Origin of the sequence: Mesorhizobium sp. M0816 (genome assembly GCF_040320005.1) — a bacterium.
Classification (GTDB): domain Bacteria; phylum Pseudomonadota; class Alphaproteobacteria; order Rhizobiales; family Rhizobiaceae; genus Mesorhizobium.
Window position 1 is genome coordinate 91850 of record NZ_JAMYOT010000006.1, and the last position, 24773, is coordinate 116622.

The 24773-nt window shown below is 63.5% G+C and carries 20 protein-coding genes and 1 tRNA gene; 7 read left to right on the forward strand and 14 right to left on the reverse strand.

Going from position 1 to position 24773, the window contains the following annotated elements:
• Window position 1 precedes the first annotated feature (1 nt).
• From NKI17_RS10985 to NKI17_RS11030, 10 genes are all read right to left on the reverse strand, one after another.
• A complete protein-coding gene (locus NKI17_RS10985; RefSeq protein WP_352690483.1) occupies window positions 2-1117 on the reverse strand; it encodes an ABC transporter ATP-binding protein in 1116 nt (371 codons plus the stop codon).
• Window positions 1118-1121: 4 nt separating this feature from the next.
• A complete protein-coding gene (locus tag NKI17_RS10990; protein ID WP_023675367.1) occupies window positions 1122-2066 on the reverse strand; it encodes a carbohydrate ABC transporter permease in 945 nt (314 codons plus the stop codon).
• Window positions 2063-3022: a carbohydrate ABC transporter permease gene (locus tag NKI17_RS10995; RefSeq protein WP_023675368.1), complete on the reverse strand. Its 960-nt coding sequence runs from the start codon at window positions 3020-3022 to the stop codon at window positions 2063-2065. The genes NKI17_RS10990 and NKI17_RS10995 overlap by 4 nt, the downstream gene beginning before the upstream one ends.
• A gap of 144 nt (window positions 3023-3166) precedes the next feature.
• Window positions 3167-4420 carry an ABC transporter substrate-binding protein gene (locus tag NKI17_RS11000; RefSeq protein ID WP_031194023.1) on the reverse strand — a complete coding sequence of 418 codons (1254 nt, stop codon included), beginning with the start codon at window positions 4418-4420 and terminating at the stop codon, window positions 3167-3169.
• Window positions 4421-4479: 59 nt separating this feature from the next.
• A complete protein-coding gene (locus NKI17_RS11005) occupies window positions 4480-5991 on the reverse strand; it encodes an aldehyde dehydrogenase family protein (protein ID WP_352576140.1) in 1512 nt (503 codons plus the stop codon).
• 15 nt (window positions 5992-6006) lie between these two features.
• Window positions 6007-6783: an enoyl-CoA hydratase/isomerase family protein gene (locus tag NKI17_RS11010; protein ID WP_352568158.1), complete on the reverse strand. Its 777-nt coding sequence runs from the start codon at window positions 6781-6783 to the stop codon at window positions 6007-6009.
• Window positions 6776-8377: an acyl CoA:acetate/3-ketoacid CoA transferase gene (locus NKI17_RS11015; RefSeq protein WP_352905916.1), complete on the reverse strand. Its 1602-nt coding sequence runs from the start codon at window positions 8375-8377 to the stop codon at window positions 6776-6778. Before NKI17_RS11015 ends, NKI17_RS11010 begins: the two co-directional genes overlap by 8 nt.
• Complete coding sequence (locus NKI17_RS11020) at window positions 8374-9390, reverse strand: Gfo/Idh/MocA family protein (protein WP_352568156.1); 1017 nt, start codon at window positions 9388-9390, stop codon at window positions 8374-8376. Before NKI17_RS11020 ends, NKI17_RS11015 begins: the two co-directional genes overlap by 4 nt.
• A complete protein-coding gene (locus NKI17_RS11025; protein ID WP_352454053.1) occupies window positions 9387-10442 on the reverse strand; it encodes a LacI family DNA-binding transcriptional regulator in 1056 nt (351 codons plus the stop codon). Before NKI17_RS11025 ends, NKI17_RS11020 begins: the two co-directional genes overlap by 4 nt.
• Before the next feature lie 71 nt (window positions 10443-10513).
• On the reverse strand, window positions 10514-10657 hold the full coding sequence (locus NKI17_RS11030; RefSeq protein WP_352905918.1) for a hypothetical protein: 144 nt from the start codon (window positions 10655-10657) through the stop codon (window positions 10514-10516).
• A 28-nt stretch (window positions 10658-10685) separates the two neighbouring features.
• On the opposite strand from NKI17_RS11030, the gene NKI17_RS11035 reads away from it, so the two are divergent.
• Both NKI17_RS11035 and fcl read left to right on the forward strand, forming a co-directional pair.
• Window positions 10686-11837, forward strand: coding sequence for a dihydrodipicolinate synthase family protein (locus NKI17_RS11035; protein ID WP_352905920.1), 1152 nt, complete (start codon window positions 10686-10688; stop codon window positions 11835-11837).
• A gap of 162 nt (window positions 11838-11999) precedes the next feature.
• Entirely contained in the window at window positions 12000-12962 is a 963-nt protein-coding gene (fcl, locus tag NKI17_RS11040) for a GDP-L-fucose synthase (protein WP_352905922.1), read from the forward strand.
• 66 nt (window positions 12963-13028) lie between these two features.
• Here the strand turns inward: fcl and NKI17_RS11045 are convergent.
• A tRNA-Val gene (locus tag NKI17_RS11045) sits at window positions 13029-13103 on the reverse strand.
• A gap of 104 nt (window positions 13104-13207) precedes the next feature.
• Window positions 13208-13570 carry a cell cycle two-component system response regulator CpdR gene (cpdR, locus tag NKI17_RS11050; protein ID WP_006199474.1) on the reverse strand — a complete coding sequence of 121 codons (363 nt, stop codon included), beginning with the start codon at window positions 13568-13570 and terminating at the stop codon, window positions 13208-13210.
• 153 nt (window positions 13571-13723) lie between these two features.
• Between cpdR and NKI17_RS11055 the strand changes: the two genes are divergently transcribed.
• The 3 genes from NKI17_RS11055 to NKI17_RS11065 all read left to right on the forward strand — a co-directional run bounded on the left by NKI17_RS11055 (window position 13724) and on the right by NKI17_RS11065 (window position 16379).
• Window positions 13724-14665, forward strand: a complete 942-nt coding sequence (locus tag NKI17_RS11055; protein WP_352488728.1) for an N-formylglutamate amidohydrolase — start codon at window positions 13724-13726, stop codon at window positions 14663-14665.
• A gap of 328 nt (window positions 14666-14993) precedes the next feature.
• Window positions 14994-15767, forward strand: coding sequence for a histidinol-phosphatase (gene hisN / locus NKI17_RS11060; RefSeq protein ID WP_352568152.1), 774 nt, complete (start codon window positions 14994-14996; stop codon window positions 15765-15767).
• 102 nt (window positions 15768-15869) lie between these two features.
• Complete coding sequence (locus NKI17_RS11065; protein WP_352588141.1) at window positions 15870-16379, forward strand: DUF1579 domain-containing protein; 510 nt, start codon at window positions 15870-15872, stop codon at window positions 16377-16379.
• A 20-nt stretch (window positions 16380-16399) separates the two neighbouring features.
• On the opposite strand, the gene NKI17_RS11070 is transcribed toward NKI17_RS11065, so the two are convergent.
• On the reverse strand, window positions 16400-17371 hold the full coding sequence (locus NKI17_RS11070; RefSeq protein ID WP_352633671.1) for an alpha/beta fold hydrolase: 972 nt from the start codon (window positions 17369-17371) through the stop codon (window positions 16400-16402).
• 471 nt (window positions 17372-17842) lie between these two features.
• Between NKI17_RS11070 and NKI17_RS11075 the strand changes: the two genes are divergently transcribed.
• The gene (locus NKI17_RS11075; RefSeq protein ID WP_352905924.1) at window positions 17843-18307 is read left to right on the forward strand and encodes an Hsp20 family protein; all 465 of its coding nucleotides are present in this window, start codon (window positions 17843-17845) and stop codon (window positions 18305-18307) included.
• Between the two features lie 90 nt (window positions 18308-18397).
• Here NKI17_RS11075 and NKI17_RS11080 read toward each other — a convergent pair whose 3' ends face one another.
• On the reverse strand, window positions 18398-19450 hold the full coding sequence (locus NKI17_RS11080; RefSeq protein ID WP_352576130.1) for a threonine aldolase family protein: 1053 nt from the start codon (window positions 19448-19450) through the stop codon (window positions 18398-18400).
• Between the two features lie 475 nt (window positions 19451-19925).
• On the opposite strand from NKI17_RS11080, the gene gltB reads away from it, so the two are divergent.
• Window positions 19926-24656, forward strand: a complete 4731-nt coding sequence (gltB, locus tag NKI17_RS11085) for a glutamate synthase large subunit (RefSeq protein WP_352905926.1) — start codon at window positions 19926-19928, stop codon at window positions 24654-24656.
• The last annotated feature ends 117 nt before the right edge of the window (window positions 24657-24773 follow it).

A 24773-nucleotide genomic window follows, 5' to 3' on the forward strand; every position in this document is an offset into this window, starting at 1 on the left:
GTCAGACGATGCGTTTCTCGGTCGCCGGATCGAAGAACACCGCCTTGGTCAGGTTGAAGGCGAGCGGCGTGACCGTGCCGGGCTGGATTTTGGCATCGGCGCGCAGCCGCGCCACCACCGCCTTGCCGCCGAGATTGGTGACCGCGAACGTATCCGAGCCGGCCGGCTCGATGACCTCGATGTGACAGTCGGCGCGGGCGATGTTCGAGGCGTTGCGTTCGGCACCCTCGGGATCGGTCAGTGCTTCCGGGCGGACGCCGAAGATGATCGGTTTTCCCTGGAATGCCGACAGGCCGGCCGGCGCATTGCCCAGCGGCAGCGAGATCGGCTGGCGCGCCTCGCGCTCCATGACGACGGAGAAGCTGCTGCCGTTGCTGCCGATCGTCGCCGGGATCAGGTTCATCGCCGGCGAGCCCATGAAGTCGGCAACAAACAGGTTGACCGGATTGTTATAGATTTCGGCTGGCGTGCCGAACTGCTGCACCTCGCCGTCGCGCATCACCGCGATCTTGGTGGCCAGCGTCATCGCCTCGATCTGGTCGTGGGTGACGTAGACGATGGTGGTGCCGGTGGTGGCGTGCAGGCGCTTGATCTCGATGCGCATGTCGACACGCAGCTTGGCATCGAGATTGGACAAAGGCTCGTCGAACAGGAACAGCTTTGGATCGCGCACCAGCGCCCGGCCCATGGCGACGCGCTGGCGCTGGCCGCCGGAGAGCTGGCTTGGCTTGCGCTTCAGCAAATGGCCGATCTGCAAGACCTTCGCCACCTTGTCGATCGCCTTCTGGCGCTCGCCGGCCGGCACGCCGCGCATCTCCATGCCGAAGGCGATATTGCCGGCAACCGTCATGTTCGGATAGAGCGCGTAGCTCTGGAAGACCATGGCGATGTCGCGCTTGGAGGGGTGGAGATCGTTGATCGTGCGTCCGTCGACGCGGATTTCCCCTTCGGTTATGGTTTCCAGGCCGGCAATAGTGTTGAGCAGCGTGGACTTGCCGCAACCGGAAGGCCCGACCAGCACGAGGAAGCCGCCCTTTTCCAGGTCGAGGTCGATGCCTTTCAGGATCTCGACCGCTCCGAAACGCTTCTTCAGCCCGTCAATTTCCAGAAAAGCCATGCGATTATCCTTTGACGGCGCCGGCCATCAGGCCGCGCACGAAATAGCGGCCGGCGAGCACGTAGACGAGGAGCGTCGGCAGCGCGGCGATCATCGCCGCCGCCATGTTGACGTTGTATTCGACGACGCCGGTCGAGGTGTTGACGACATTGTTCAGCGCCACCGTCATCGGCATCACGTCGCCTGAGCCGGCATAGGCGGAAGCGAAGAGGAAGTCGTTCCAGATGTTGGTGAACTGGTAGATCACCGTCACCACGATGATCGGCAGCGAGTTGGGCAGCATGATGCGCCGGAAGATCTGGAAGAAGCTGGCGCCGTCGATCTGCGCCGCCTTCACCAGCTCGTTCGGAAACGCTTCGTAATAATTGCGGAAGAACAGGGTGGTGAAGCCGATGCCGTAGACGACGTGAACGAACACCAGGTTCACGGTCGGATTGCCGAAGCCGAAGGTGAGGCCGGTCGCGTTCTGCAGCTTGACGCCGAACCGGCCGAGGCTGCCGAGGATCGTTGCCATCGGCAAGAGGACGGACTGGAACGGAATGAAGCAGGCAAACAGCATCAGCCCGAACACCAGCGTCGCCCCGCGAAAGCGCCATTTCGTCAGCACATAGCCGTTGAGCGCGCCGAGCAGGGTCGAGATGATGACGGCCGGAACCACCATCTTGATCGAGTTCCAGAAATAACCCTTCATGCCGACGCAGGTGAGACCCGAGCAAACCTCGCTCCACGCCCTTATCCAAGGTGCGAAGGTCGGCTCCTGCGGCAGCGCCAGCATGTTGCCGTTCTGGATTTCGTCCATGGTCTTGAACGAGGTCACCAGCATGACGAACAGCGGCATCAGATAGAACAGCGCGAACAGCGCCAGCAGCCCGTAGATGACAATACGGTTGACCGTCCTGGCGCTGATACCGCCAGTGCTCTGGCGAGCAGGAGTGGCCACGGCGCTCATCGCGGCTTCTCCCGAAGCTCGGAATAGAGATAGGGAACGATGATCGCGGTGATGGTCATCAGCATGATCACGGCGCTGGCCGAGCCGACGGCCATCTCGTTGCGCTTGAAGGTGTACTCATACATGAAGTTGGACGGCAGCCAGGCCGAACCGCCCGGCCCGCCGCTGGTCAGCGCGACCACCAGATCGTAGGATTTGATGGCGAGATGCGCGAGGACGATCAAGGCGGACAGGAAGATCGGCCGCAGCAGCGGGATGACGATGCGACGGTAGAGCTGGAAGGTGGTGGCGCCGTCGATCTGCGCCGCCTTCAGGATCTCGCCGTCGATGCCGCGCAGGCCGGCCAGGAACATCGCCATGATGAAGCCCGACGCCTGCCAGACGCCGGCGATGACCACTGTGTAGATGACGAAATCCTTGTTCTTGATCCAGTCGAAATGGAAGCTCGTCCAGCCCCATTGGTGCAGCGTCTGCTCGAGGCCGAGGCCGGGGTCCAGAAACCATTTCCAGGCAACGCCGGTGACGATGAACGACAGTGCCATCGGGTAGAGGTAGATCGGCCGCAGCACACCTTCGCCGCGGATCTTCTGGTCGAGCAGGATCGCCAGGAACAGGCCGAGCGCCAGGCAGATGGAAATATAGAGGAAGCCGAAAATCCCCATATTGGTGATCGACGTGTACCAGGAGGACGGCGGATCGCTTTCGAAAGTCCAGCGCCATAGCCGCTGATAGGCGCGTGGCCCGGTGATCGCATAGGAGGGAAAGGTCTTGGAATTGGTGAAGGACAGATAGATCGTCCACAGGATGAAGCCGTAGACGAAGACGATAGTGGCGGCGAAGCTCGGCGCCAGCACGAGCTTCGGCAGCGCGTCCTGAAGGCGCGAGCGCACCGTGGCGCCCGGACGGGCATCGTGCTCCGGCGTCAGCGTGATACTGGTTTCAGCAACTGTGCTCATCTGTCCATTCCGTATGGCGGGTCCGGAATTCTGCTGTCTCGGGCTCTGCGGCACGAAAGCGTGCCGGTCGGCGCAACCGCAAAACCTCGCCGCAGGGGATCTCCCCGGCTTGCGCCGGGGAGATCATTCACATGGGCGGGTGCCTTACTTGGCGTCTTCGATCGCGCTGACCAGTTGGGTCACGGCCTCGTCCGAGGTCTTGATCTGGCCGTGCACGAATTTCGAGACGACATCCTTGTAGGCGTTGGCAACCGCGGGAGGCGCGCCATAGCCCTGCGCCAGCGAACCGAACAGCGTGCCGCCTTCATTGGCGGCCTTCAGGTCGGCCATGCCCTTCTTGCCGCAAGCGTCGAAATCGGTGTCCGGCACGTCGGTGCGGGCCGGAACAGAGCCCTTGACGACGTTGAAGGCCGACTGGAAGCTCTTCGACAGCGTGGCGGTGGCCAGGGCGATCTGGGCGGCCTTGCGGTCCTCCGGAACGTTGAACATGCCGAACATGTCGGAGTTGTAGACGACGCTGCCGTCGGTGCCCGGGAAGCGGTAGCACAGGAAGTCGGTGCCCGGGACCTTCTTGGCGGCGTTGAATTCGCCCTTGGCCCAGTCACCCATCACCTGCACCAGCGCATCGCCCTTGATGACCATGGCGGTGGCGAGGTTCCAGTCCCGGCCCGAGAAGTTCGGGTCGACATAGGTGACGAGCTTGGCGAGATTGTCGAACGACTTCTTCATCGTGTCGGACTTCAGCGACTCCTCGTCGAGGTCGTTGAAGGCCTTCTTGTAGAACTCAGGCCCGCCGGTCGACAGCACGACTGAGTCGAACATTGTCGCTTCCTGCCAGTTCTGGCCGCCCAGCGCGAGCGGGATGACGCCCGCCGCCTTGGCTTTGTCCAGCAACGCAATGAAGTCGTCGAAGGTCTTGGGCTCGGTGCCGCCGATCTTGTCCATCACCGCCTTGTTGATCCATAGCCAGTTGACCGAGTGGACGTTGACCGGAGCCGCGACCCACTTGCCATCATAGACGGAGAATTTCTGCAGGGCCGCGGGAACGGACTTGTCCCAGCCTTCCTTTATCGCCGTCTCGGTCAGGTCGCCCATAACGCCGGCTGCGGCGTAATCGAGCACGGTATAGCCAAGCATCTGCGAGGCGGTCGGGTAGTTGCCCGCTGCCACCATCGCCTTCAGCGCGGTCATGGCAGCGTCGCCGCCGCCGCCGGCCACCGGCACGTCCTTCCAGGCAAAGCCTTCCTTGGCCAGATCCTGCTTGAGCACGTTCAGAGCGGCAGCTTCGCCGCCCGACGTCCACCAATGCAGCATCTGGACTTCCTTGACGTCCTCGGCATGGGCCGCGAACGCAACGCCCGATGCGAGAGCCGTCCCGATAAGCAGTTTGCGCAACATGTACTTCCTCCCTTGTTGAACTTACACGACCGGCGGATGCCCACCGGGTTCTTCCCAACTCAGCCGACCCACCATCCGGTGCGCTGGCCGCGATGAAACTGGATTGTCTTTTCCTCGGTATAATCCTCGACGGCGCGCTTGCCGAGTTCGCGTCCGAGACCGGACTGCTTGTAGCCGCCGAAAGGCAGCTCGGGGTAACCCTCCATGAACGTGTTCACCCAAACGGTTCCCGAACGCACATTCCGCGCCACCGACATGCAGGTATCGATGCTGGCGCTCCACACGCCCGCCGACAGACCATAGGGCGTGTTGTTGGCGATGTGCAACGCCCTTTCAATCGATTCAAAAGTCAGCACCGAGAGCACCGGACCGAACACTTCCTCGCGTGCAATGGCCATGTCTTCGGTGACATCGCGAACGATGGTCGGATCAAGATACTGGCCGGCGCTCGAAGCAAGCTGATTGCCGCCGCTACAGATCCGGCCGCCGCCGTTTTCCGCTGCCGTCACGTAGCCGGTGACCTTGGCCATATGGTCGGCGGAGATCATCGCGCCGACCTTGGTGCGGTCGTCGAGCGGGTCGCCGACAACCACCTTGGCGGTGAGGGCTTTGACGGCGCCGAGGAACTCGTCGGCGATCGCCTCATGGACGATCAGCCGGCTGCCGGCATTGCAGCATTCGCCGGCATTGAAGAAGCCGCCGAACACCGCCGCGTCGGCGGCGGCCTCGAGGTCGGCATCGGGAAAGACGATCTGGCCGTTCTTGCCGCCGAGCTCCATCGCGACTTTCTTCAGCGAGTTGGCGGCAGACGCCATGGTCATCTTGCCGACGCGGGTGGAGCCGGTGAACGACACCATCTCGACCAGCGGATGGCTGACCATCGGTGCGCCGACATCGGCGCCCAACCCGGCAAGGATGTTGACGACGCCGTCCGGCAAGCCGGCCTGCATCAGTATCTCGCCGAGCACGAAAGTCGAGGCCGAGGTCATCTCGCTCGGCTTGACCACCGCCGTGCAGCCGGCGGCGAGCGCGAAGGGTAGTTTCTGGCTGACGATAAGGAACGGGAAATTCCACGGCGTGATGATGGAAACGACGCCGATCGGTTCGCGCAGCACGACGCCGAGCATGGCGTCGCCGAGATTGGCGTAGCTTTCGCCGTGAAGCGTGCGGGCAAGTGCCGCGGCATAGCGCCAGATATCGACGGCGCCGCCGATCTCGCCGCGCGCCTGCGCAATCGGCTTGCCGGATTCCAGTGCGTCGAGCCGGGCAATCTCGTCCAGCCGCGCCTCGATCAGGTCAGCAGCTTTGAGCAGGATCGCGGCGCGTTCGGCTGCCTTCATGCGCGGCCACGGGCCGGTCTCGAAGGCCTTGTGCGCGGCCTGAACCGCCGCCTCTACGTCCGCCGCGCCGGCCTGTGCATAGCGCGAGACGGTGAAGCCGTGGCCGGGGCTGCTGCGCTCCAGCGTGCGGCCGTCCTGGGCGTCGATGAACCTGCCGCCGATCAGCAGCCGGTACCTTTTCGGCGCTGCGGCTGCCTCGGCGGGCATGGCGATGTTGAGGGGTGCGTTCATGTGATTTCCAGGTTCCTAAGATCTTGAGAACGCCGGCTTCTGCTTGGTCTTGAAAGCCTCGACGCCGGTCCTGAGATCGCTTGTCAGCGCGATGAAGCCGCTGGCCAGCGCTTCGGTCGCGGCAGCACTCTCTTCGCCCTCGGCGATTGTAATCATCAGCTTGGCGGCTTCGGTCGCGAGCGGGCCGCGCTCGGCGATCTTGCCGGCCCAGGCCTTGGCTTCGGCGAACGCCTTGCCGGTCTCGACCACCCGGTCGACAATCCCCAGAGCAAGAGCCTCGGTAGCCAGAAACACCTCGCCGCCGAGCGCCATCCGCCGCACTGCCTGCGCGCCGAAGCGGCGCACGGCGCGCTGGGTGCCGGACCAGCCGGGAACGACGCCGATCGAGGTTTCGGGGAACCCCAACTTCACCTGCGTTTCCGCCACGCGAAAGTCGCAAGCCGCCGCCAGTTCCAGCCCGCCGCCCAGCGCATGGCCGGCAAGAACGGCGATCGTCGGCTGCCGCAGCCGCGCCAGCCGGTCGAAGACGCGGTGGCCGTAGCGCACCCATTGCACCTGGAAATCGGCAGCGCTCATTTCTGCCCAAGCCTCGACGTCGCCGCCGGCGCAAAAGCCCTTGCCTTCGCCGCAGACCAGCACGACGCGGACGCCGGTTGCTGTCTCGGCCTCGTCGAGTGCCGCTTCCAGCGCCCGCAGCATCGGAATATCGAGCGCGTTGAATTTCTCCGGCCGGCGCAGCGTGACAATGCCGATGGCGCCGTCGGTTTCAAAGGTTACCAGACGCTCAGCCATGTGCGCCTCCAAGCGACGCGCCGCCATTGAGCGATAGGCCGATCGGCCGGTCCCGGTAGAGCGCATCCGGCGTCACTTTCAGGTCGTTGGCGACGGCGAGCGGGATCTCGGCCTGCGCCAGCACATCGCGCTCGAGGTCGATGCCCGGCGCCAACTCGGTCACCATCAGCCCCGCAGGCGTCAGCTTCATCACGCAGCGCTCGGTGACATAGGTGATATCCTGTCCCTGCGCGACGGCACGCTTGCCCGAGAAGGAGATATGCTCGACCTCGCCGACGACTTTCTTGACCTTGCCCTCCTGGTCGATGCGGATGCCGCCACCGGCAAGCGACAACTTGGCGCCGGCATTGAAGAAACCGGAAAAGACGATCTTCTTCGCCCGCGCGGTGATGTCGACGAAGCCGCCGGCGCCGGCGGTGACATGCGGCCGCGCCGAAAGCTTCGAGACATTGACAGAGCCGTGGCGGTCGATCTGCAGGAAGGACAGCAGCGAGGCGTCGAAGCCGCCGGCCTGGAAATAGATGAACTGGTGCGGCGAAGGCATGAAGGCGTCGGCATTCGACGAGCAGCCGAACTTGAAATCGAGCAGCGGCACGCCGCCGACCGCGCCCTGTTCGATGACCCAGGTGACCTTGCCGTGCTGGCCTTCCTCGAGCAGGATGCGCGGCACATTGGCCGAGATGCCGAAGCCGATATTGACCGCCATGCCGTCGGCAAGCTCCATGGCGACGCGGCGCGCAATGACCTTCTGGACGTTCATCTCGGCGTTGCGAAAGCTCGACAGTGGCCGGAAGATCTCGCCGGAGATGGCCGGATCGTAAGGCGTCAGCGTCGTCTGCAACTGGTCGGGCGCCACCACGATATGGTCGACCAGCACGCCGGGCACGCGCACATCGTGCGGCTTCAGCGTGCCGATCGCGACGACGCGCTTGACCTGCGCGATGACGATGCCGCCATTGTTGCGGGCGGCCAGCGCCTGTTCGAGGCCGCCGAGATAGGCACCCTCATGCTCATAGGTAAGGTTGCCGCGCTCGTCCGCCGTGGTGGCGCGGATGATCGCGACCTGCGGTACGATCGAGCGGAAATAGAGCCATTCCTCGCCGTCGAACTGCTGCACCGAAACGATCGGCTCGCTGGCGGCAGCATTCATGGCGCAACCCTGATGGCGCGGGTCGGCAAAGGTATCGAGCCCGACCTTGGTCAGCACGCCGGGGCGCTTGGCCGCGGCCTCGCGATGCATGTCGAACAGGATGCCGGACGGCACGTTATAGGCGGCGACCGAATTGTCGCCGATCATCTTCCAGATCTGCGGCGGTTCCGACGATGACGGCCCGGACGGATAGGAGCCGCACAAAGTGCGCTTCAACAGGCCGGGCTTGGCTAGATGGTCGATGCCCTTGATGCCGTACATGTCACCGGCGGCGATCGGATGCAGCGTCGTGATGTCCCTGGGATGGCCTTCCGCGTCGAAGCGCTCGCCGACGGCAGCCAGCACCGCATCCGGACAGCCGAGGCCGCTCGACGATGACACGGAAACGACCATGCCATCCCTGATCAGGCCGGCAGCTTCAGCCGCTGAAACGAGCTTGCTCACGCGGCGCTCCCGAGCTTCGGGTCGATGGCAACGGCGTTTCCGGACCTGGCCGATTGCAATGCCGCCTCGGCTGATGTCAGCGACCAGACGCCGTCCTCGCCGGTGGCGGACGGCTGGCCGTCGCCACGGATCGCTGCGTGGAATTCGCGCAGCGAACGGGCATAGAGGTCTTCGCGGTCGAAGCTCAATTCCTCCTCGCCCTGTGCCGTGCGAAGCAAGACCGAGCCGACCGGCTTCTGCGTCATCACATTTTTGGCGATCAGCGAGCCTTCGCTGCCATGCACCTCGAAGCCGGTGCCGGCGAATTTTGTCGTGAAGCCCTCATGCGATTGGGCGATGACGCCCGATGCGAAGCGCCAGAGGCACATGGCGCCGTCTTCCAGTCCGCCGGCGGCCATGCCGGCCGACTGCGTGAATGCCGAGATCTCGACGGGATCGTCGCCGAGCACGAAGCGCAGCGTGTCGGCATCGTGGACGGTGATGTCGAGCACCACGCCGCCGCCGGCGTCCGGCCTGGTGATGCGCCAGCCCTGCAGGTTTTCCGGCAGATAGACGGAGTGGAAGACGCGCGCGGCGATCAGCCTGCCGATGCGGCCGGCAGCGATCGCTTCGCGCATCGCCCGATGCGAGCCGGCATTGCGCAGATGGTGATTGGTGCCGAGCACGACGCCGGCGGCCCTGGCCGCCGCGACCATCTTGCGCGCGTCGGCGCTGGTCAGCGCCAGCGGCTTTTCGCACAGCACATGCTTTCCCGCCTCGATGGCGGCGAGTGCCTGTTCGAGATGCAATTCGTTAGTGGTCGAGATGTAGACGGCGTCGATATCGGATTTGAGCAGGGCGTCGAGCGTCGAGACCGCCGCCGGAATGCGGTTTTCACTGGCGTAAGTGGCGGCGCGCTCCGGGCTGGAGCTCATCACCGCGGCGATCTCGCCGTCCTTCTGCGCGCGGATGGCGCCGATCATGAACTGTCTTGCGATCGTGCTGGCGCCGATCAGCCCCCAACTGACGGTCATGCCGCGTCTCCCATTCCTGCACAGCCATGCTCGTTGCGATCGGGGCCGCAGCTTTCCCTGACCACGAGGTTGACGGCGCCGATATGATCCTCGGCGCGCGTGGTGCGCGATTGGATCATCTTCAGCACGACATGGGCGGCGCGCTCGCCGAGGCCGGCGGTGTTCACCGCGACGCTGGTCAGCGCCGGCATATAGTGCTCGGCCTCGGCGACGTCGTCGAAGCCGACGACGGCAAAGTCCGCGCCGGGTTCCAGGCCGCGCTTGCGCAGCGCCAGCAAGACGCCGAAGGCGACCGCATCGTTGAAGCAAAGGGCCGCGGTCGGCGGCGCGGCCATGGCAAGTGCGGTTTCCAGGCAGGCAATACCGCCCTTGCGGCTGGTTTCGCCCTCGAAGACCAGCCTGTCGGCCGGTTCGATCCCGAGCGCTTCACAGGCCTCGCGAAAGCCGCCCAGGCGCTCGTGATAGACGACAAGGTCGGACGAGCCGCCGAAGAAGGCCAGCCGGCGATGGCCCTTGCCGATCAGATGGGCGGTGGCGAGATAGGCGCCGCGATGATTGTCGGGCGTGATCACCGGGATACGGCTTTCGGGAAGCCGGCGCATGACGAAGACGACCGGAACGCCTGCGGTCTCAAGGCGACGGAACGCGCCAGGCGTGGTGCCGCGCGCCGGCGACACGACGAGCCCGGCGACACCCTGCTCCATCAACGATTTCAGAACCTCTTCCTGGCGCACCGGGTTTTCAGCCGTATTGGCGATGAAAGGCACGACGCCGGCCGACTGGAAGACGCGCTCCATGCCGACCGCGAGCTCGGCGAAAAACGGATTGGTGAGATCGTTGATGACCATGCCGATGACGTTGGAATGGGCCTTGCGCAGATTGGCGGCGCCGCGGTTGTAGACATAGCCGACGTCCTCGATCGCCTTGCGCACCTTGAGCGCGGTTTCGGGCCGGATCAGCCCGCTGCCTTGCAGCACCAGCGATACCGTCGATTTGGACACGCCCGCCTCACGGGCTATGTCGAGTATCGTTGCCTTGGCCCGGCTGGCCATCCAGATCCGTCCTCCCGGTGGTTTCTTGTGCGATTTTATTGGAACGATCTAATCCCTGCGGCGCATTTGAGTCAATCGCGTTTTTGCGAACCCGGGAAAAATGCGGCTCGGTGGCGCAATTCTCCGGCAAGCAGGGCTTTCGGCTGCTGCGATGCAGCAATTTTCGCTGCACGAGGCAGGGCGGCAAAATATCTTGATTTGTTGGAACGTTCCATTTAATAGGCGTTGGTAAGGGAGAGAGCCATGGACATCACCTTGCCCGGGGAAGGCGCCGGCCGTGTCCGCTACCGGCTTGTCGGCCAGCCGGTGCAGCCTGTGGCCGGCGCTCGCTTCTCGCGCATCGCCTACGCCGCCGCCCATGTCGTTGCCGATCCCCTCGCCATGACCGATCCGTGGTCGAGGCCCGCGGTCGACTGGGACAAGACGATGGCGTTTCGCCATCACCTCTGGCGGCTTGGCTTCCGTGTCGCCGAAGCGATGGACACCTCTCAGCGCGGCATGGGTTTCGACTGGGCGAATGCCAAGGAATTGATCCGCCGCTCGATCGCCGAGGCGCGCAGCGTCGAAGGCGCCGATCTTGCGTCGGGCGCCGGCACCGACCATCTGGCGGGGGGCGCCAGCAGGCTAGACGATGTCATCGCGGCCTATGAAGAACAGCTCGGCTTCATCGAAGGGCTTGGCGGCAAGGCGATCATGATGGCCAGCCGGGCGCTGGCGGCGGTCGCCAAAGGCCCCGACGACTATATCGGCGTCTACGACCGCATCCTGTCCCAGGCCTCCGGCAAGGTCATCCTGCACTGGCTGGGCGACATGTTCGACCCGGCGCTGAAAGGCTACTGGGGCAGCAGCGATTTCGAAACTGCGCTGGAGACGGTGGTCGCGATCATCGAACGCCATGCCGGCAAGGTCGAAGGCATAAAGATATCGCTGCTCGATGCCGGCAAGGAGATTGCGCTCAGGGACCGGCTGCCTGAGGGCGTGCTGATGTTCACCGGCGACGATTTCAATTACCCCGAGCTGATCGCCGGCGACGGCGACAGACATTCGCACGCGCTGCTCGGCATTTTCGATGCCATCGCGCCGGTCGCCAATGCAGCGCTGGCAAAGCTGGCCGACGGCGACCGCGCCGGCTATGACGCGCTGATGGCGCCGACAGTGCCGCTGTCGCGCAAAATCTTCGAGGTGCCGACCGAATATTACAAGGCCGGCATCGTCTTCATGGCATGGCTGAACGGCCACCAGGAGCATTTTTCGATGGTCGGCGGCATGCAATCGGCGCGCGGCATCCGTCACTATTCCGATGTCTTTCGCCTTGCCGACCAGGCAGGGTTGCTGGCCGACCCCGAGCTTGCCATTGCCAGAATGACAAGCCTCTGTGCGGTAGCGGGCGTCTGATCGCGAGCGCTACAGCGTCCGATCCAAAGGTTGCTTCGGGTGGCTTTGCGATTTGCCTTGTCTGGGCAAATCTGTATGCGGTATGCGTCCGGCAACAGAGAAGCCGATCCGGCGCTCCGCCGGCCAACTGGCATAGCTGCCGTTCTGCAATGGGGTAAGCTGATGACCTTCGAACTTCAAGGCAAGCGCGTTTTCGTGGCCGGACATCGCGGCATGGTCGGCTCCGCCATCCTGCGCAGATTGGCCGACGAGGATTGCGAAGTCCTGACCGCCTCGCGCGCCGAGCTCGATCTTCTCGACCAGGCCGGCGTGCGGCGCTGGATGGCCGACCGCAAGCCGGATGCAGTGGTGATGGCGGCGGCCAAGGTCGGCGGTATCCTGGCCAACAACAGGCTTCCGGTCGATTTTCTGCAGGACAATCTCGTCATGCAAAACAATGTCATCAACAGCGCCTTCCGCAACGAGGTGCAGAAGCTGCTGTTTCTCGGTTCATCCTGCATCTATCCCAAATTCGCGGCGCAGCCGATCTCCGAGGACGCCTTGCTGACCGGGCCGCTCGAACCCACCAACGAATGGTATGCGATCGCCAAGATCGCCGGGCTGAAACTATGCCAGGCCTATCGGCGCCAATACGGCGTCGACTACATCTCGGCGATGCCGACCAATCTCTACGGCCCGGGCGATAATTTCGACCTCAATTCCAGCCATGTCGTGCCCGCTCTGATGCGCAAGGCGCACGAGACCAGGCGCGCCGGCCGCAAGAGCCTGGAGGTGTGGGGATCAGGCACGCCGATGCGTGAATTCCTGCATGTCGACGACGCCGCCGACGCGCTGGTCTGGTTGCTGAAGAATTATTCGGGCGAGAGCCACATCAATGTCGGCTCGGGAGAAGACATCACCATTGCCGACCTTGCCCGCACCATCGTGTCGGTCGCTGGCGCCGATGCCGCGATAACGTTCGATGCGACGAAGCCGGACGGCACGCCGCGCAAGCTGATGGACGTGTCGCGTCTGTTCGCCACCGGCTGGCGCCCGCGCTACTCGCTGCGCAGCGGATTGGAACAGACCTATGCCTGGTTTCTGGAGCACATCGAGACCGGCGATCTGCGCCTCGGTGCGGCCTGACGCCGGTATAGGCCGGGAACGTCAGTCGACGAAAAATACCGACGGCCAATCGAGGGATTGTCTGGATGGTGGGCGTGACAGGGATTGAACCTGTGACCCCTGCAATGTCAATGCAGTGCTCTCCCGCTGAGCTACACGCCCATCCGAAGCCGCGCATACACCATTTTTGGTTCGGCACGTCAATAGCGGGAAAAGCGAAAGAATGGCTGGCTTGCCGGGTCGGTCAAGACGCGAGAAAAAACGCGTCAGGCGGCCTGCAGCATCTTTTCGACTTCGTTGACGAGGTCGCGCAGGTGGAACGGCTTCGATAGCACCTTGGCGTCTTTCGGCGCCTTGGAATCAGGGTTCAGCGCGACGGCGGCGAAGCCGGTGATGAACATCACCTTGAGGTCGGGATCGATCTCCGTGGCGCGACGGGCGAGCTCGATGCCATCCATCTCGGGCATGACGATGTCGGTCAAAAGTAGCGAAAAAGGTTCCTCGCGCAGCCGCTCATAGGCACTGGCGCCATTGTCGAAATCGCTGACCTGATAACCGGCGCGCTCCAGCGCCTTGACGAGGAACCGGCGCATGTCGTCGTCGTCTTCCGCCAGCAGAATGCGTGCCATCTTGTCCCGTCCGAATCACCCAACCGACAATGCCGTGCGGCAAGCCCGTTAACCATGCTGTATATGAGGAGGCGACGGTAAACATCAAGTGAACGTTGGCCGCACAATCCTGTTTTGGCTTGCGCTTCGGCGGCTGGACATGCGGGCGGCGAGGTGGCACTTTCCTATCATGATGCATTGGTATTTCCGGGTTCGTTCAAATTGAAAACGGCAGCCGAGGATTTTTCGGTCGTTCCACCCTTCGAAATCCGATCGGGCGCCGAACAGCGCGTTCCCTTCCTCTTCAACTCGCCGCATAGCGGCCGCTACTATCCGGACCGGTTCATGGCTATGGCCAAGCTGGACCGCAACGCCATCCGCCGCTCAGAGGACTGCTATGTCGAGGAATTGTTCGGCGGCGCCGTCGCGCTCGGGGCGCCGATGCTGGCGGCAAACTTCCCGCGCGCCTATCTCGACGTCAACCGGGAGCCGTGGGAACTCGACCCGCGCATGTTCGCCGAACCGGTGCCGTCATTCTGCAACATCCGCTCGGCGCGGGTGGCCGGCGGGCTCGGCACCGTGCCCAAGCTGGTCGGCGAGGGGCTCGACATCTATTCCGGCCGCTTGCCGCTGGCGGAAGCCGTGGCGCGCATCGAAGCGGTCTACAAGCCCTATCACGAGACGCTGAAACGGCTTTTGACCAGAACCCATGCGCGCTTCGGCTACGCCGTGCTGATTGACTGCCACTCGATGCCGGCAAGCATAAGGGTCGGCGACAGCGGCTTGCGGCCGGACTTCATCGTCGGCGACCGCTTTGGCATTTCCGCCGCGGCGGCGTTGACCGAGACGGCGATCGGCCTGCTCACCGGCATGGGCTACAGCGTCGCCCACAACAAGCCCTATGCCGGAGGCTTCATTACCGAGCACTATGGCCGCCCCGTGCGCCATCTGCATGCGCTGCAGATCGAGGTCAATCGCGGGCTCTACATGAATGAGCGGACGTTCCAGAGATCGGCTGGTTTCGACGCCCTGGCCGACGATCTGGCGCGGTTTTCGGCCGAACTGATGGCGATGCCCGATCACAATTTCATGGATCTGCCGCTGGCCGCGGAATAGCCGCGGAATCGCGGTACTCGCCGCTCATGCGGCAGCGTAAAAAAAGACCGCATCGTTTGCACGACACGGTCGAAGTCTAGGGAGGAAACGCCCAAGGAGGGCATGGACAGGAACCCCTGTCCGAGAACAAACGTATTGTGCGCTGCACAAATGTCAAGGCGCGTTCCGGCTTTTTTAATTCACTGTGAAGTGGAAACTGCATTTCCATGACGGCGGCGTTGCATTCGAGCAACAGTTGGCACCATGCGAGAGGCTCCGAACGCCTTTGTTTCGGCATAAATCCGTAGGCAAACGGGCATCTCCAAACATGCTGGAGCGGGAGAATCAGTTGGACATCAGCATCGAGTTCATGCGGCGCATTGCGCGTGCCGCCGCAGCCGAGACCTTGCCGCGCTTCCGCAACCAGGGCGCGGTCACCAACAAGGAGCGCGGCAGCTTCGACCCGGTCACCGAGGCCGACCGCGAGGCCGAGCGCGCCATCCGGGCGCTGATATCAGCGCAGTACCCCGATCACGGCATTCTCGGCGAGGAACATGGCGGCGAAAACATCTCCAGCCGGCATGTCTGGGTGATCGATCCGATCGACGGCACGCGCGCCTTTATTTCCGGCCTGCCGGTATGGGGCACGCTGGTCGGGCTGACGGTCGACGGCGATGCCGTCGCCGGCATGATGTCGCAGCCCTTCACCGGCGAGCTGTTCTACGCCAATGCCTCGGGCTCGCATTATGAAGGTCCCGGTGGCCCGCGAAAACTCGCGACGCGCAAGACGACGAATCTCGCCGAGGCGACGCTGTTCACCACCACGCCGGCGCTGTTCAAGGGAGACGCGCGCCTGCGCTACGACCTGTTCGAGCAACAGGTCCAACTCGCCCGCTACGGCACCGACTGCTATGCCTTCGCCATGGTGGCGGCGGGCAGCGTCGATATCGTCGCCGATCCCGGATTGAAGCCCTACGACATCGTCGCGCTGATCCCGATCATCGAGAAGGCGGGCGGCGTCATCACCACTTTCGAAGGCGGACCGGCGGAAAAGGGCGGCGACATCCTGGCGGCGGCGACACCGGAGCTGCACGCGGCAGCAATGGCGGCGCTGCGCGGCTGAGATTGGCCATTGCTGCCCAGGCAAGATCGTTGCCATACCTCCTGACAGGATGATGTCAGTTGGCATGCGCTATGGAACGCTGTCAGCCGGGGAGGACCATAGATGCCGACGCAGCCAGCAGCCAGCCATTCCGATGCTCCGGCGGACGGGCGGAGCGATTTCGATTTCTTTTTCGGGCGCTGGACCGTCGGCCATCGAAGATTGCAGAAGCGGCTGCAGGGCGACGGCAACTGGGATGTGTTTGGCGGCACGTGCGAGGTGCGGCCGATCCTTGGCGGCCTCGGCAATGTCGACGACAATTGGATTGAATTGCCCGGCGGGCCCTATCGCGCCGCCACCTTGCGGACCTTCGACCCTGCGGCGAGGCAATGGTCGATCTGGTGGATCGACGGCCGCAATCCGTCGACCATCGATGTTCCGATGCGCGGCACTTTCGTGGCGGGCGTCGGCACGTTCCTGTGCGAAGACGTCTTCGACGGCCAGCCGATCCAGGTCCGCTTCCTGTGGTCGCGGATCACGGACGGGTCGGCGCGCTGGGAGCAGGCCTTTTCGCCGGACGGCGGCAAGGCATGGGAGACCAACTGGATCATGGATTTCGCCCGCACGAGCTGAAGCCGGACAAGGTATGTGGCTCAGACGTCACCGGTTCCGGGGATGAAGGCATCGAATGCGGCTAGCAACTGCTCGCGATAGAGATCGGCTTCCTGCAGGATCTCATGGCGGGCGCCGTCGATCATCACTAGCGAGCCGACGCGCAGACGTCTCGCATAGGCCTCGACTGCCCTGGTCGAGACGACCTGGTCGGCGCCGGCGGCGATCATCAGCAAGGGCACGTGGATCTTGGCCATGAAATCCGGGTCGCTGACGATCAAGGACGCCTCCGTCGCCGCCTTCAGCCAGCGGATCGTCGGTCCGCCGAGCGCCAGCTGCGGATAGGTTTCGTAGATCAGCGTATTGCGCCGATAGCGTTCCGGGTCGCTGGTCAGCTTGTTTATGGCGAAGGGCACCGATTCCTTGGGCCGCGGCCCCCATGCGGCATAGAGTCGGCCAAGGCCGAGAAGGCAGAACAGCGAACAGATGCGGCGGACGGTTTTTACCGAAACCGGCAGGTCCGGCACGGTGAAGAACGGTGCGATCAGCACCATGCGGCGCACGCGGTTCGCCATCGAGGGCGCGGCGAGCAGCGCAATCACCGCGCCGGCCGAGTGGGCCAGTATGTAGTAGGGTCCTCGGCAATCGGGCAGCACGATCTCCTCGAAGAACTGCTCCAGATCGCCGGTGTAGTCGAAGAAGCTCCGGACGAAGCCGCGCTGTCGGTCGCCGATCAGCCGGTCGGAAGCGCCCTGGCCGCGCCAGTCGAGGGTTGCCACGCCAAAGCCCCGGTCGGTAAGGTTGCGAATGGTCTCGAAATACTTCTCGATGCACTCGTTGCGGCCGGTCAGGACAACGACGGTGCCCTTCATCGGGCGGGCAACCGCGGCAAACAGCCCATAGCGGATCTTCTTGCCGTCGCGCGTGGTGAAGAAGCCGCCGGCCGTGTTTTCCGGCAGCGGATTGCCCGGAGTTTCGTGGAAGAGAGGGGGCTGGTGGAGAAGATCGGTCATACGGTGTTTGGTTGGTGTCGGTGCCGGCGTGGGCGCAAGTCAGGCATAAACGCCCATGCGCCAAAAGCAAAGGAATTCGGGACGCCGGGGAGGTCGACCCAGGCAGCGAACAAGTAAGGCCGGAAGCAGCCTTGGCGTGCTTCCGGCCTCTGTCGACCGGGAGGAAGGGACGTTACACCCGGTTCGGCCTCGTCGTGTCGCCTTTTCCGGCGACCTGTTCGTGATCTCGAGAACAGTTTTAGTGCCGCCTGGCTGAACGCTCGCCGAAGCCACGGTTCATCTGCCGTTCATCGGCATCGGGACGTGGGCCGGAACCGGTCCCGTTCGGACGCGGGAAATCTTGAAATGCCGTCGCCGGCTTCCCAAATTTGTCATGCGGTCGCCAATGTCGGGGCCGCTGGCCATCCGGAACGCCGTCACGGGTTTCGCACCGGCCATACGCAACCTTGTTGCTCAACAGGAGAACACACCATGCGTCACGTTGATTTTTCCCCGCTCTACCGTTCGACCGTCGGTTTTGACCGGCTGTTCACCATGCTCGATTCACTTGCGCAGCCGGAAGGCCAGACGTATCCGCCTTACAACATCGAGCGCACGGGCGAGGATGCCTATCGCATCTCGATGGCTGTGGCCGGCTTCTCGGAAGATGAGATTTCGATCGAAGCTCACCGCAATGTGCTGACCGTCAAGGGTGAGCGCAAGGAGGAAGGCAATGGCGAAGGCTCCGAACTGCTCTATCGCGGTATCGCCAGCCGAGCCTTCGAGCGCCGCTTCCAGCTTGCCGATCACGTCGAGGTTGTCGGCGCCGCGCTGAAGAACGGCCTGCTCTTCGTCGACCTCAAGCGCAACATCCCCGAAGAGCTGAAGCCGCGCAAGATCGCGATCACCTCGGCTCCGGCCAAGGCCAAGCAGATCGAGGCCAAGACTGTCGCCTAAGCCAGGCAGCTAAACTCCGGGACGCCAACTCCCCGGGAAGAAAGGGCGGTGCAGCAATGCGCCGCTCTTTTTGCTGGTGGGCAAGGCTTGCTATCCGGCGAGCAGGTAGCCGAAACGGTCGACCTCGTCGGGCGTGGTCGCGAAGCTGGTGACAAAGCGATAGAGCGCTTCGTCTTCGCCAATGTAGCTGTCGTAGCCGAGCGGCCTGTGCCAGTCGTGGAAGGCCGCCCCTGCCGCTTGCATTCTTTCGGCCTCGGCCTTTTTCATGACTGCGAAGACCTCGTTCGCCTGCGGCAGCCAGGCCAGCCGGGCCGAAGGGGAATCTTCTATCGCCGCGGCAAGCCGTGCCGCCATCGCATTGGCGTGCCGTGCTGTGTCGAGCCATAGCCCACCCCTGAAATAAGCATCGAATTGCGCGGCGATGAAGCGCGATTTCGAGAACAGCTGGGCCGCGCGCTTGCGCAAAAAGGCCAATTCCTTGGCTCGCTCGAGGTCGAACAGCACGATCGCCTCGGCGCACCAACAGCCATTCTTGGTGCCGCCAAAGGAGAGGATGTCGACACCGTGCTTCCAGGTCATTTCGGCCGGCGTCGTTTCCAGCGCGACGAGCGCATTGGCAAAGCGGGCCCCATCCATGTGCAGCGGCAGTCCATGCTGCTTTGCGATCGCCGAAATCCTGGCGATTTCGTTCAGCGTGTAGACGGTGCCGACTTCGGTCGACTGGGTGATCGAAACGGCAACCGGCCGCCCGGAATGGACGTTTTCGGGTGCGAAACGGTCCACCGCCCGTTCCAGATTGCCGGCATCGATCCTGCCGAGTGCGCCTTCGACTGTATAAAGCCGCGAACCGCCGGTGAAATATTCCGGCGCACCGCATTCGTCCTCGATGACGTGCGATTCGCGATGGCAGAAGGAAATGCCGCCTGGCTTGTTATAGGTAGTCAGCGACAGCGAATTGGCAGCGGTGCCGGTGGCGACGAAAAACACCGCGACCTCGCATTCGAAGATTTCATTGAAGCGCTGGTAAACGGCCTTGTCGAGGGCACCGTCGCCATAGGCGGTGGAGAAGCCGTCGGCATGGCCCGACAGGCCGGCAGCGATACGGGGATGGGCGCCTGCCCAATTGTCGGAAGCGAAAATCATGCGTCTGCCTATGCTGGGGAAATCGATGCGAGCTTGGCCGCTTTCGCATGCCGGCCGCAAGTGGCAGATGCCGAAAATCCGCTAAAGCCAGCGAAACGCATGAGCGTAGATGCAGCGACTGAAGGCTACGCTGACACGGCGTTCCGCGCAATTTTCTGTCGCGAAAGCCTCAAGAATTTTGTGAATCGGTCTTGTGTGCATCCAAAATTTCTGTCATAAAAATTTAGGACAGTAGTGCTGTCTTATTTTGTCGCACAAAACTGGCCGCATTGGCATATGATTGCGCCTCTGCGGCATTGCCGCGAGCGACAGCTAGACAGCCTGGCTCCGGCCTGTACGAATACCATATGCGAACGATGCGGAAAGCCGCACGGTCGGCAAGAATTTCGCAAGACGTGCCGCAAGATTGAAAGGGGAGCCACGCGCTTCCCGACGGAAACCAGCGCCCGAAGGGGACGGAACGGAGGACAGGACGATGACGGACATGACGCCATCTGCGACGAAGGCCGCGCAGACGAAAGCGGCAGCCGTCAAAAATCCGTCCCTGACCAATATTGGGCGAACCAGCACCGGCTATGCCGCGCACGGCCTCTATGATCCGCGCAACGAGCATGATGCCTGCGGCGTCGGCTTCATCGTCAACATGAAGGGCGTGAAGTCGCACCAGATCGTCGAGGACGGCCTTGCCGTGCTCGAAAACCTGACGCATCGCGGCGCCGTCGGCGCCGATCCGCTGATGGGCGACGGCGCCGGCGTGCTGGTGCAGCTGCCGGACCGCTTCTTCCGCGAGGAGATGGCCAAGCAAGGGGTCGAACTGCCGAAGCCCGGCCACTATGCCGTCGGCCACGTGTTCATGCCGCGCGACCCGGAGCTGCAGGCGCATATCGAAGGCATCATCGCCGAGGTGGCGCAACTCGAGGGCCAGCCGCTGCTCGGCTTTCGCGACGTGCCTGTCGATAATTCATCGCTGTCCAAGGCGCCCGACATCGCCGCTTCCGAGCCGGTGCACCGGCAGGTGTTCCTGGGCCGCGGCGCCGAGATCGAGAACGACGACGATTACGAGCGGCGGCTCTACATCCTGCGCAAGGTCATTTCCGGCCGTATCCACGAAGAGACCAAAGGCGTCGACAACGGCTTCTATGTCGTCTCGATGTCGTCGCGGACCATCGTCTACAAGGGCATGTTCCTGGCCTATCAGGTCGGCGCCTACTACAAGGACCTCACCGACCCGCGTTTCGAGACGGCGCTGATCCTGGTCCACCAGCGCTTCTCGACGAACACGTTCCCGTCGTGGAAGCTGGCGCATCCCTACCGCATGGTCGCCCACAATGGCGAGATCAATACGCTGCGCGGCAACGTCAACTGGATGGCGGCGCGGCAGGCCTCGGTCGATTCCGAACTGTTCGGCAACGACATCTCGAAGCTGTGGCCGATCTCCTATGAAGGGCAGTCCGACACCGCCTGCTTCGACAATGCGCTCGAATTCCTGACGCAGGGCGGCTATTCGCTCGCCCACGCCATGATGATGCTGATCCCGGAAGCCTGGGCCGGCAACAAGCTGATGGGTCAGGACCGCAAGGCCTTCTACGAGTATCACGCAGCCCTGATGGAGCCGTGGGACGGGCCGGCGGCGGTTGCCTTCACCGACGGCCGCCAGATCGGTGCCACGCTCGACCGCAACGGGCTGCGGCCGGCACGCTACATCGTCACCGATGACGACCGCGTCATCATGGCCTCGGAAGCCGGCGTGCTGCCGGTGCCGGAGGAAAGGATCGTCAAGAAGTGGCGGCTGCAGCCCGGCCGCATGCTGCTGATCGACCTGGACAAGGGCCGCATCGTTTCCGACGAGGAGATCAAGTCGGAGATCGCGACCAGGCACCCCTACAAGAGCTGGCTCGCCAACACACAGCTCATCCTCGAGGATCTGAACCCGGTCGAGCCGCGCGCCCTGCGCAGGGATGTCTCACTGCTCGACCGCCAGCAGGCGTTTGGCTACACCCAGGAGGACACCAAGCTGTTGATGTCGCCGATGGCGACCACCGGCCAGGAAGCGGTCGGCTCGATGGGTACCGACACGCCGATTTCGGCAATGTCGGACAGATCAAAGCTGCTCTACACCTATTTCAAGCAGAATTTCGCACAGGTCACCAATCCGCCGATCGACCCGATCCGCGAGGAGCTGGTGATGAGCCTGGTGTCCTTCATCGGGCCGCGGCCCAACATCTTCGATCTTGTCGGCAATTCGCGCCGCAAGCGGCTCGAAGTGCGCCAACCGATCCTGACCAATGGCGATCTGGAGAAGCTGCGCTCCGTCGGCCACACCGAAGACCGTTTCGACACCAAGACGATCGACATCACTTACGGTTCGAATGAAGGCGCGGCCGGCATGCAGGGCGCCATCGACCGGCTATGCGAGCGCGCCGAGGCGGCGGTCGCCGGCGGCTACAACATCATCATCCTGTCGGACCGTCAGCTCGGCCCGGACCGCATCGCCATTCCGGCACTGCTGGCGACTGCGGCCGTGCACCATCATTTGATCCGCAAGGGATTGCGCACGTCGGTTGGGCTCGTCGTGGAATCCGGCGAGCCGCGCGAGGTGCATCATTTCTGCTGTCTCGCCGGCTACGGCGCCGAGGCGATCAATCCCTATCTCGCTTTCGACACGCTGCTCGATATGCACAAGCGTGGCGAATTGCCGGCGGAGGTCGACGCCTACGAAGTCGTCTCCCGTTACATCAAGTCGATCGGCAAGGGCATCCTGAAGGTGATGTCCAAGATGGGCATCTCGACCTACCAGTCCTATTGCGGCGCGCAGATATTCGACGCCATCGGGCTCAAGTCGGACTTCGTGCAGAAGTACTTCACCGGCACGGCGACGCTGATCGAAGGCGTCGGGCTGGACGAGATCGCCGCCGAAACGGTCAGCCGCCACACCGACGGCTTCGGCAACGACCCGGTGCTGCGCAACAGCCTCGAGGTCGGCGGCGAATACATGTTCCGCATGCGCGGCGAGGCCCACATCTGGTCGCCCGACGCAGTGGCGACCTTGCAGCACGCCGTGCGCCAAGGCTCGTGGGAGACGTTCAAGGACTATTCCGCCCAGATCGACAGCGAGACGGCGCAGGCGCAGACCATTCGCGGCCTGTTCAAGATCAAGCTTGCGCAAGAGACCGGGCGTAAGAAGGTCAAGCTCGACGAGGTGATGCCGGCGGCCGATATCGTCAAGCGCTTCTCGACCGGGGCGATGTCCTTCGGCTCGATCTCCAGGGAAGCGCACACGACGCTGGCGCGCGCCATGAACGCCATCGGCGGCAAGTCGAACACCGGCGAGGGCGGCGAAGAGGCCGATCGCTATCTGCCACTGCCGGGCGGCGGCAAGAACCCCGAACGCTCGGCGATCAAGCAGGTCGCCTCGGGACGCTTTGGCGTCACGGCCGAATATCTGGTCAATTCCGACATGATGCAGATCAAGGTCGCGCAAGGGGCAAAGCCGGGCGAGGGCGGCCAGTTGCCGGGCCACAAGGTCGACGCGACCATAGCAAAGGTCAGGCATTCGACGCCGGGCGTCGGCCTGATCTCGCCGCCGCCGCATCACGACATCTATTCGATCGAGGATCTGGCGCAGCTCATCTACGACCTGAAGAACGTCAATCCGGCGGCCGACGTATCGGTCAAGCTGGTCTCGGAAGTCGGCGTCGGCACGGTTGCGGCCGGCGTCGCCAAGGCGCGTGCCGACCACATCACCATATCAGGCTATGACGGCGGCACCGGCGCTTCGCCGCTGACCTCGCTCAAGCATGCCGGCAGCCCGTGGGAGATGGGCCTTGCCGAGACGCACCAGACGCTGGTGCTCAACGGCCTCAGGTCGCGCGTCGCGCTGCAGGTCGATGGCGGCCTGCGCACCGGGCGTGACGTCATCATCGGCGCACTGCTCGGTGCCGACGAGTTCGGCTTCTCGACCGCGCCGCTGATCGCGGCCGGCTGCATCATGATGCGCAAGTGCCATCTCAACACCTGCCCCGTCGGCGTCGCGACACAGGACCCGGTGCTGCGCAAGCGCTTCAAGGGCACGCCCGAGCACGTCATCAACTTCTTCTTCTATGTGGCGGAAGAGGTGCGGGCGCTGCTTGCCGAGATGGGCTACGCCCATCTCGACCAGATCATCGGCGACACCGACCTTCTGGAAAAGCGCGAGCTGATCCAGCACTGGAAGGCACGCGGGCTCGACTTCAGCAAGATGTTCTACAAGCCCGATGCGCCGCACGAGGCGGTGCACTGGACCGAGCGGCAGAAGCATCCGATCGACGACGTGCTCGACCGCAAGCTGATCGAACTCGCAAAGCCGGCGCTCGAAGCCAGGCAGCCGGTCAGTATCGAACTGCCGATCCGCAACGTCGACCGTTCGACCGGCGCCATGCTGTCGGGCGAGGTGGCAAAGCGCTTCAAGCACAAGGGACTGCGCGAGGACACGATCTCGGTCAAGCTCACCGGCACGGCCGGCCAGTCCTTTGCCGCCTTCCTGGCGCGCGGTGTCTCGTTCGAACTGGTGGGCGCTGCCAACGACTATGTCGGCAAGGGCCTGTCGGGTGGCCGCATTGTCATCCGCCCGCCGGAGAACACGAAAATCGTTGCTGCCGAGTCCATTATTGTCGGCAATACCGTGCTCTACGGCGCAACCGAGGGCGAGGCCTATTTCTGCGGCGTTGCCGGCGAGCGTTTTGCCGTGCGCAATTCGGGTGTCGCCGCCGTCGTTGAAGGCGTCGGCGACCATGGTTGCGAATACATGACCGGCGGTATCGTCGTCGTCATCGGCCAGACCGGCCGCAACTTCGCCGCCGGCATGTCGGGCGGCGTCGCCTATGTGCTCGACGAGGCGGGTGATTTCGCCGAACGCTGCAACATGGCGATGGTCGAGCTGGAGCCGGTTCCGGAAGAGGACGACCTGATGGAAAAGCTGCTCCACCATGGCGGCGATCTCGACCATAAGGGCCGTGTCGACGTATCCGGCGATATGACCAGCCATGACGAGGAGCGGCTCTATCAGCTGATCTCCAACCACGTCCACTACACCGGCTCGGTACGAGGTCGCGAAATCCTCGACGACTGGGCGACTTTCCGGCCGAAATTCCGGAAGATCATGCCGGTCGAATACCGCCGCGCGCTGATCGAGATGGAGCGGATGCGCATGAACGTGGCGGCGGAATAGATTTGGAAATTGCCGGGAGGCCGTGCGTCCCGGCAACCATCTTCATCAAGAATCCTGACCTCGGACTGAAGGTTGCCACAGCTGCCTTATGAGGTTAACGGGTGCGTCGCCAGGCGT

What these genes read in the sequence shown, in the direction of transcription:
- NKI17_RS10985 (WP_352690483.1), bottom strand. Translation starts at nt 1,117, where the DNA reads ATGGCTTTTCTGGAAATTGACGGGCTGAAGAAGCGTTTCGGAGCGGTC.
- NKI17_RS10990 (WP_023675367.1), bottom strand. Translation starts at nt 2,066, where the DNA reads ATGAGCGCCGTGGCCACTCCTGCTCGCCAGAGCACTGGCGGTATCAGC.
- NKI17_RS10995 (WP_023675368.1), bottom strand. Translation starts at nt 3,022, where the DNA reads ATGAGCACAGTTGCTGAAACCAGTATCACGCTGACGCCGGAGCACGAT.
- NKI17_RS11000 (WP_031194023.1), bottom strand. Translation starts at nt 4,420, where the DNA reads ATGTTGCGCAAACTGCTTATCGGGACGGCTCTCGCATCGGGCGTTGCG.
- NKI17_RS11005 (WP_352576140.1), bottom strand. Translation starts at nt 5,991, where the DNA reads ATGAACGCACCCCTCAACATCGCCATGCCCGCCGAGGCAGCCGCAGCG.
- NKI17_RS11010 (WP_352568158.1), bottom strand. Translation starts at nt 6,783, where the DNA reads ATGGCTGAGCGTCTGGTAACCTTTGAAACCGACGGCGCCATCGGCATT.
- NKI17_RS11020 (WP_352568156.1), bottom strand. Translation starts at nt 9,390, where the DNA reads ATGACCGTCAGTTGGGGGCTGATCGGCGCCAGCACGATCGCAAGACAG.
- NKI17_RS11025 (WP_352454053.1), bottom strand. Translation starts at nt 10,442, where the DNA reads ATGGCCAGCCGGGCCAAGGCAACGATACTCGACATAGCCCGTGAGGCG.
- NKI17_RS11030 (WP_352905918.1), bottom strand. Translation starts at nt 10,657, where the DNA reads ATGGAACGTTCCAACAAATCAAGATATTTTGCCGCCCTGCCTCGTGCA.
- NKI17_RS11035 (WP_352905920.1), top strand. Translation starts at nt 10,686, where the DNA reads ATGGACATCACCTTGCCCGGGGAAGGCGCCGGCCGTGTCCGCTACCGG.
- fcl (WP_352905922.1), top strand. Translation starts at nt 12,000, where the DNA reads ATGACCTTCGAACTTCAAGGCAAGCGCGTTTTCGTGGCCGGACATCGC.
- cpdR (WP_006199474.1), bottom strand. Translation starts at nt 13,570, where the DNA reads ATGGCACGCATTCTGCTGGCGGAAGACGACGACGACATGCGCCGGTTC.
- NKI17_RS11065 (WP_352588141.1), top strand. Translation starts at nt 15,870, where the DNA reads ATGCCGACGCAGCCAGCAGCCAGCCATTCCGATGCTCCGGCGGACGGG.
- NKI17_RS11070 (WP_352633671.1), bottom strand. Translation starts at nt 17,371, where the DNA reads ATGACCGATCTTCTCCACCAGCCCCCTCTCTTCCACGAAACTCCGGGC.
- NKI17_RS11075 (WP_352905924.1), top strand. Translation starts at nt 17,843, where the DNA reads ATGCGTCACGTTGATTTTTCCCCGCTCTACCGTTCGACCGTCGGTTTT.
- NKI17_RS11080 (WP_352576130.1), bottom strand. Translation starts at nt 19,450, where the DNA reads ATGATTTTCGCTTCCGACAATTGGGCAGGCGCCCATCCCCGTATCGCT.
- gltB (WP_352905926.1), top strand. Translation starts at nt 19,926, where the DNA reads ATGACGGACATGACGCCATCTGCGACGAAGGCCGCGCAGACGAAAGCG.